This window comes from Streptococcus mitis (assembly GCF_946188695.1).
GTDB lineage: Bacteria > Bacillota > Bacilli > Lactobacillales > Streptococcaceae > Streptococcus > Streptococcus mitis_DF.
Window position 1 is genome coordinate 99,971 of sequence record NZ_CAMHWI010000004.1, and the last position, 6,584, is coordinate 106,554.

The 6,584-nt window shown below is 35.2% G+C and carries 8 protein-coding genes; all 8 read left to right on the forward strand.

Annotated features, from left to right (window positions below):
- The first annotated feature begins 38 nt into the window (after window positions 1–38).
- The 8 genes from N8L33_RS03265 (at window position 39) to N8L33_RS03300 (ending at window position 6,449) form a co-directional block, all read left to right on the forward strand.
- Entirely contained in the window at window positions 39–305 is a 267-nt protein-coding gene (locus N8L33_RS03265) for an RNA-binding S4 domain-containing protein (protein WP_001234978.1), read from the forward strand.
- Entirely contained in the window at window positions 298–666 is a 369-nt protein-coding gene (locus N8L33_RS03270) for a septum formation initiator family protein (protein WP_060806045.1), read from the forward strand. Before N8L33_RS03265 ends, N8L33_RS03270 begins: the two co-directional genes overlap by 8 nt.
- Before the next feature lie 4 nt (window positions 667–670).
- Window positions 671–793 carry an SP_0009 family protein gene (locus tag N8L33_RS03275; protein ID WP_049524858.1) on the forward strand — a complete coding sequence of 41 codons (123 nt, stop codon included), beginning with the start codon at window positions 671–673 and terminating at the stop codon, window positions 791–793.
- On the forward strand, window positions 786–2,054 hold the full coding sequence (locus tag N8L33_RS03280; protein ID WP_261058410.1) for a serine hydrolase: 1,269 nt from the start codon (window positions 786–788) through the stop codon (window positions 2,052–2,054). Before N8L33_RS03275 ends, N8L33_RS03280 begins: the two co-directional genes overlap by 8 nt.
- A complete protein-coding gene (gene tilS, locus N8L33_RS03285; RefSeq protein WP_261058411.1) occupies window positions 2,051–3,328 on the forward strand; it encodes a tRNA lysidine(34) synthetase TilS in 1,278 nt (425 codons plus the stop codon). The genes N8L33_RS03280 and tilS overlap by 4 nt, the downstream gene beginning before the upstream one ends.
- A 4-nt stretch (window positions 3,329–3,332) precedes the next feature.
- The gene (hpt, locus tag N8L33_RS03290) at window positions 3,333–3,875 is read left to right on the forward strand and encodes a hypoxanthine phosphoribosyltransferase (RefSeq protein WP_000892176.1); all 543 of its coding nucleotides are present in this window, start codon (window positions 3,333–3,335) and stop codon (window positions 3,873–3,875) included.
- Between the two features lie 15 nt (window positions 3,876–3,890).
- Window positions 3,891–5,849, forward strand: a complete 1,959-nt coding sequence (gene ftsH / locus N8L33_RS03295) for an ATP-dependent zinc metalloprotease FtsH (protein ID WP_261058414.1) — start codon at window positions 3,891–3,893, stop codon at window positions 5,847–5,849.
- A 120-nt stretch (window positions 5,850–5,969) separates the two neighbouring features.
- A complete protein-coding gene (locus tag N8L33_RS03300) occupies window positions 5,970–6,449 on the forward strand; it encodes a sigma-70 RNA polymerase sigma factor region 4 domain-containing protein (RefSeq protein ID WP_261058415.1) in 480 nt (159 codons plus the stop codon).
- The last annotated feature ends 135 nt before the right edge of the window (window positions 6,450–6,584 follow it).

Consider the following 6,584-nt stretch of genomic DNA (forward strand, 5'->3'; position numbering starts at 1 on the left):
AGATAAAAATGGTACAATAATAAGTTGAGGTAATAAGGATGAGATTAGACAAATATTTAAAAGTATCGCGAATTATCAAGCGTCGTACAGTCGCAAAAGAAGTAGCAGATAAAGGCAGAATCAAGGTGAATGGAATCTTGGCCAAAAGTTCAACGGATTTGAAAGTTAATGACCAAGTTGAAATTCGTTTTGGAAATAAGTTGCTACTTGTCAAAGTACTAGAGATGAAAGATAGCACAAAAAAAGAAGATGCAGCAGGCATGTATGAAATTATCAGTGAAACACGGGTAGAAGAAAATGTCTAAAAATATTGTACAATTGAATAATTCTTTTATTCAAAATGAATATCAACGTCGTCGCTACCTGATGAAAGAACGACAAAAACGGAATCGTTTTATGGGGTGGGTATTGATTTTGATTATGCTATTATTTATCTTGCCAACTTTTAATTTAGCGCAGAGTTATCAGCAATTACTCCAAAGACGTCAGCAATTATCAGACTTGCAAACTCAGTATCAAACTTTGAGTGATGAAAAGGATAAGGAGACAGCATTTGCTACCAAGTTGAAAGATGAGGATTATGCTGCCAAATATACACGAGCGAAGTACTATTATTCTAAGTCGAGGGAAATAGTTTATACGATTCCTGACTTGCTTCAAAGGTGATAAAATGGAAAATTTACTAGACGTAATTGAGAAATTTTTGAGTTTATCAGATGAAAAGCTGGAAGAGTTGGCTGATAAAAATCAATTATTGCGTTTACAAGAAGAAAAGGAAAGGAAGAATGCGTAAATTCTTAATTATTTTGTTGCTACCAAGTTTTTTGACTATTTCAAAAGTCGTTAGCACAGAAAAAGAAGTAGTCTATACTTCGAAAGAAATTTATTACCTTTCACAATCTGACTTTGGTATTTATTTTAGAGAAAAGCTAAGTTCTCCCATGGTTTATGGAGAGGTTCCTGTTTATGCGAATGAAGATTTAGTAGTGGAATCTGGAAAATTGACTCCCAAAACAAGTTTTCAAATAACTGAGTGGCGCTTAAATAAACAAGGAATTCCGGTATTTAAGCTATCAAATCATCAATTTATAGCTGCGGACAAACGATTTTTATACGATCAGTCAGAGGTAACTCCTACAATAAAAAAAGTATGGTTAGAATCTGATTTTAAACTGTACAATAGTCCTTATGACTTAAAAGAAGTGAAATCATCCTTATCAGCTTATTCGCAAGTATCAATCGACAAGACCATGTTTGTAGAAGGAAGAGAATTTTTACATATTGATCAGGCTGGATGGGTAGCTAAAGAATCAACTTCTGAAGAAGATAATCGGATGAGTAAAGTTCAAGAAATGTTATCTGAAAAATATCAGAAAGATTCTTTCTCTATTTATGTTAAGCAACTGACTACTGGAAAAGAAGCTGGTATCAATCAAGATGAAAAGATGTATGCAGCTAGTGTTTTGAAACTCCCTTATCTTTATTATACGCAAGAAAAAATAAATGAGGGTCTTTATCAGTTAGATACGACTGTAAAATATGTATCTGCAGTCAATGATTTTTCAGGTTCTTATAAACCAGAGGGAAGTGGTAGTCTTCCTAAAAAAGAGGATAATAAAGAGTATTCTTTAAGGGATTTAATTACGAAAGTATCAAAAGAATCTGATAATGTAGCTCATAATATATTGGGTTATTACATTTCAAACCAATCTGATGCCACATTCAAATCCAAGATGTCTGCCATTATGGGAGATGATTGGGATCCAAAAGAAAAATTGATTTCTTCCAAGATGGCCGGGAAGGTCATGGAAGCTATTTATAATCAAAATGGATTTGTGCTAGAGTCTTTGACTAAAACAGATTTTGATAATCAGCGAATTGCCAAAGGTGTTTCTGTGAAGGTAGCTCATAAAATTGGGGATGCGGACGAATTTAAGCATGATACGGGTGTTGTCTATGCAGATTCTCCATTTATTCTTTCTATTTTCACTAAGAATTCTGATTATGATACAATTTCTCAGATAGCCAAGGATATTTATGAGGTTCTAAAATGAGGAAACAAGATTTTTTAAATCATTTTCTCAAGAAGGGATATTTCAAAAAGCATACTAAGGTGGTGCTAGCTCTTTCTGGTGGGTTAGATTCTATGTTTCTATTTAAGGTATTATCTACTTATCAAAAAGAGTTAGAAATTGAATTGATTCTATCTCATGTGAATCATAAGCAGAGAGTAGAATCAGATTGGGAAGAACAGGAATTAAGGAAGTTAGCTGCTGAAGCAGAGCTTCCTATTTATATCAGCAATTTTTCAGGTGAATTTTCAGAAGCGCGGGCTCGACATTTTCGTTATGATTTTTTTCAAGAGGTCATGAAAAAGACTGGTGCGACAGCCTTAGTCACTGCCCACCATGCTGATGATCAGGTGGAAACGATTTTGATGCGTTTGATTCGAGGAACTCGCTTGCGCTATCTATCAGGAATTAAGGAGAAGCAAGTAGTCGGAGAGATAGAAATCATTCGTCCCTTCTTGCATTTTCAGAAAAAAGACTTTCCACAAATTTTTCACTTTGAAGATACATCAAATAAGGAAAATCATTATTTTCGCAATCGTATTCGAAATTCTTATTTACCAGATTTAGAAAAAGAAAATCCTCGATTTAAAGATGCAATCTTAAGTATCGGCAATGAAATTTTAGATTATGATTTGGCAATAGCTGAATTATCAAAGAATATTGATGTAGAAAATTTAGAGAAGCTATTATCTTACTCTGAGTCTACACAAAGAGTTTTACTTCAAACTTATCTGAATCGTTTTCCAGATTTGAATCTTACAAAAGCGCAGTTTGCTGAAGTTCGGAAAATTTTAAAAACTAAAAGCCAGTATCGTCATCTGCTTAAAAATGGCTATGAATTGATAAAAGAGTATCAAAAGTTTCAGATTTGTAAAATCAGTCCGCAGGCTGATGAAAAGGAAGATGAATTTGTGTTACACTATCAAAATCAGGTATCTTATCAAGGATATTTATTTTCCTTTGGACTTCCATTAGAAGGTGAATCAATTCAGCGAATACCTGTTTCACGAGAAACATCCATACACATTCGTCATCGAAAACCAGGAGATTTTTTGATTCAAAATGGGCATAGAAAAAAACTAAGACGTCTATTCATTGATTTGAAAATCCCTATGGAAAAGCGAAAATCTGCGTTGATTATTGAGCAATTTGGTGAAATTGTCTCAATTTTGGGAATTGCGACCAGTAATTTGAGTAAAAACACGAAAAATGATATAATGAACACTGTACTTTATATAGAAAAAATAGATAGGTAAAAAAATGTTAGAAAACGATATTAAAAAAATCCTTGTTTCACATGACGAAATTACAGAAGCTGCTAAAAAATTAGGTGCTCAACTCACTAAAGACTATGCAGGAAAAAATCCAATTTTAGTTGGGATTTTAAAAGGATCTATTCCTTTTATGGCTGAATTGGTCAAACATATTGATACACATATTGAAATGGACTTCATGATGGTTTCTAGCTACCATGGTGGAACAGCAAGTAGTGGTGTCATCAATATCAAGCAAGATGTAACTCAAGATATTAAAGGAAGACATGTTCTATTTGTAGAAGATATCATTGATACAGGTCAAACTTTGAAGAATTTGCGAGATATGTTTATTGCAAGAGAAGCAGCTTCTGTTAACATTGCAACCTTGTTGGATAAACCAGAAGGACGTGTTGTAGAAATTGAGGCAGACTATACCTGCTTTACTATCCCAAATGAGTTTGTAGTAGGTTATGGTTTAGACTACAAAGAAAATTATCGTAACCTTCCTTATGTTGGAGTATTGAAAGAAGAAGTGTATTCAAATTAGAAAGAACAATTTTTAATGAAAAAACAAAATAATGGTTTAATTAAAAATCCTTTTCTATGGTTATTACTTATTTTTCTCCTAGTTACAGGTTATCAGTATTTTAGTACAGGTAGTGTTGCAGGGAAAAGTGAGCAAATTAATTATACAGAATTGGTAAAAGAAATTACCGATGACAACGTAAAAGAATTAACCTACCAACCAAATGGCAGTGTTATCGAAGTTTCAGGTGTTTATAAAAATCCTAAAACAAGTAAAGAAGAAACAGGTATCCAGTTCTTTTCTCCTTCTGCTACAACAGTAGAGAAATTTTCAAGTATTATTCTTCCTTCAGATACTACAGTATCAGAATTGCAAAAACTTGCTTCTGACCATAAGGCAGAAGTAACTGTTAAGCATGAAAGTTCAAGTGGTATGTGGATTAATATTCTTGTATCCATTGTGCCATTCGGTATTCTATTCTTCTTCCTATTCTCTATGATGGGAAATATGGGAGGAAATAATAGCCGTAACCCAATGAGTTTTGGACGTAGTAAGGCTAAAGCTGCAAATAAAGAAGATATTAAAGTAAGATTTTCAGATGTTGCTGGAGCTGAGGAAGAAAAACAAGAACTAGTTGAAGTTGTTGAATTTTTAAAAGATCCAAAACGATTTACAAAACTTGGAGCCCGTATTCCAGCAGGTGTTCTTTTGGAGGGACCTCCGGGAACAGGTAAAACTTTGCTTGCTAAGGCAGTAGCCGGAGAAGCAGGTGTCCCATTCTTTAGTATCTCAGGTTCTGACTTTGTAGAAATGTTTGTCGGAGTTGGAGCTAGTCGTGTTCGTTCTCTTTTTGAAGATGCCAAAAAAGCAGCACCAGCTATTATCTTTATTGATGAAATTGATGCTGTTGGACGTCAACGTGGAGTCGGTCTTGGCGGAGGTAATGACGAACGTGAACAAACCTTGAACCAACTCTTGATTGAGATGGACGGTTTTGAGGGAAATGAAGGGATTATCGTTATCGCTGCGACAAACCGTTCAGATGTACTTGATCCTGCCCTTTTGCGTCCAGGACGTTTTGATAGAAAAGTATTGGTTGGTCGCCCTGATGTTAAAGGTCGTGAAGCAATCTTGAAAGTTCATGCTAAGAACAAGCCTTTAGCAGAAGATGTTGATTTGAAATTAGTGGCTCAACAAACTCCAGGTTTTGTTGGTGCTGATTTAGAGAATGTATTGAATGAAGCGGCTTTAGTCGCTGCTCGTCGCAATAAATCAATAATTGATGCCTCAGATATTGATGAAGCAGAAGATAGAGTTATTGCTGGTCCTTCTAAGAAAGATAAGACAGTTTCACAAAAAGAACGTGAATTGGTTGCTTACCATGAGGCTGGACATACCATTGTTGGTCTAGTCTTATCGAATGCCCGCGTTGTCCATAAGGTTACAATTGTACCACGTGGCCGTGCAGGTGGTTACATGATTGCACTTCCTAAGGAAGATCAAATGCTTCTATCTAAAGAAGATATGAAAGAGCAATTGGCTGGTTTAATGGGTGGACGTGTAGCTGAAGAAATCATCTTTAATGTCCAAACGACAGGAGCTTCAAATGACTTTGAACAAGCTACACAGATGGCTCGTGCAATGGTTACAGAGTACGGTATGAGTGAAAAACTTGGTCCGGTACAATATGAGGGTAATCATGCCATGTTTGGTGCACAAAGCTCTCAAAAATCAATTTCAGAACAAACAGCTTATGAAATTGACGAAGAGGTTCGTTCATTATTGAATGAAGCACGAAATAAAGCTGCTGAAATTATTCAGTCAAATCGTGAAACTCACAAGTTGATTGCAGAAGCATTATTGAAATACGAAACATTGGATAGTACACAAATTAAATCTCTTTACGAAACAGGAAAGATGCCTGAAACAATAGAAGAAGAATCACATGCACTATCCTATGATGAAGTAAAGTCAAAAATGAATGATGAAAAATAACCCTGAGAGAGGCAAGACCTCTCTTTTTTGTGCAGTTGAGGAGCTAAAGGGTGCAGAATGGATGAAATGTGTTAAAAGTGTTTTTGAATTTGTTAGACTGTACACAGAAAGGGGAAGATTATGCTTAAAGAATTGTATGAAGAAGTCCAGGGAATTGTATATAAGTGTAGAAATGAATATTACCTTCATTTGTGGGAGTTATCGGACTGGGATCAAGAGGGAATGATTTGCCTACATGCATTGATTAGTAGCGAAGAAGGGCTAGTAGACGATATTCCTCGTTTACGTAAATACTTCAAAACAAAATTCCGGAATCGAATTCTAGATTATCTCCGTAAACAAGAAAGTCAAAAACGGAGATATGATAAAGAGCTTTATGAAGAAGTGGGTGAGATAAGTCATCGTATAAGTGAGGGAGGACTCTGGCTAGACGATTATTATCTCTTTCATGAAACACTAAGAAATTATAGAGGTAAACAAAATAAAGAGCAACAAGAAGAGTTAGAACGCGTCTTAAGAGATGAACGCTTCCGAGGGCGTCAAAGAGTGTTAAGAGACTTACGTATTGTGTTTAAAGAGTTTGACATCCGTACTCATTAGGAATTCATGCAAAAAAGTAAAAAAAGTTTAAAAAAGGTGTTGACAAAGTTTAAAAAGCCGGTATAATAGTAAGAGTTGAAAACAACAACTCTGGTCCGTTGGTCAAGGGGTTAAGACACCGCCTTTTCACGGCGG

What these genes read in the sequence shown, in the direction of transcription:
- N8L33_RS03265 (WP_001234978.1), top strand. Translation starts at nt 39, where the DNA reads ATGAGATTAGACAAATATTTAAAAGTATCGCGAATTATCAAGCGTCGT.
- N8L33_RS03270 (WP_060806045.1), top strand. Translation starts at nt 298, where the DNA reads ATGTCTAAAAATATTGTACAATTGAATAATTCTTTTATTCAAAATGAA.
- N8L33_RS03275 (WP_049524858.1), top strand. Translation starts at nt 671, where the DNA reads ATGGAAAATTTACTAGACGTAATTGAGAAATTTTTGAGTTTATCAGAT.
- N8L33_RS03280 (WP_261058410.1), top strand. Translation starts at nt 786, where the DNA reads ATGCGTAAATTCTTAATTATTTTGTTGCTACCAAGTTTTTTGACTATT.
- tilS (WP_261058411.1), top strand. Translation starts at nt 2,051, where the DNA reads ATGAGGAAACAAGATTTTTTAAATCATTTTCTCAAGAAGGGATATTTC.
- hpt (WP_000892176.1), top strand. Translation starts at nt 3,333, where the DNA reads ATGTTAGAAAACGATATTAAAAAAATCCTTGTTTCACATGACGAAATT.
- ftsH (WP_261058414.1), top strand. Translation starts at nt 3,891, where the DNA reads ATGAAAAAACAAAATAATGGTTTAATTAAAAATCCTTTTCTATGGTTA.
- N8L33_RS03300 (WP_261058415.1), top strand. Translation starts at nt 5,970, where the DNA reads ATGCTTAAAGAATTGTATGAAGAAGTCCAGGGAATTGTATATAAGTGT.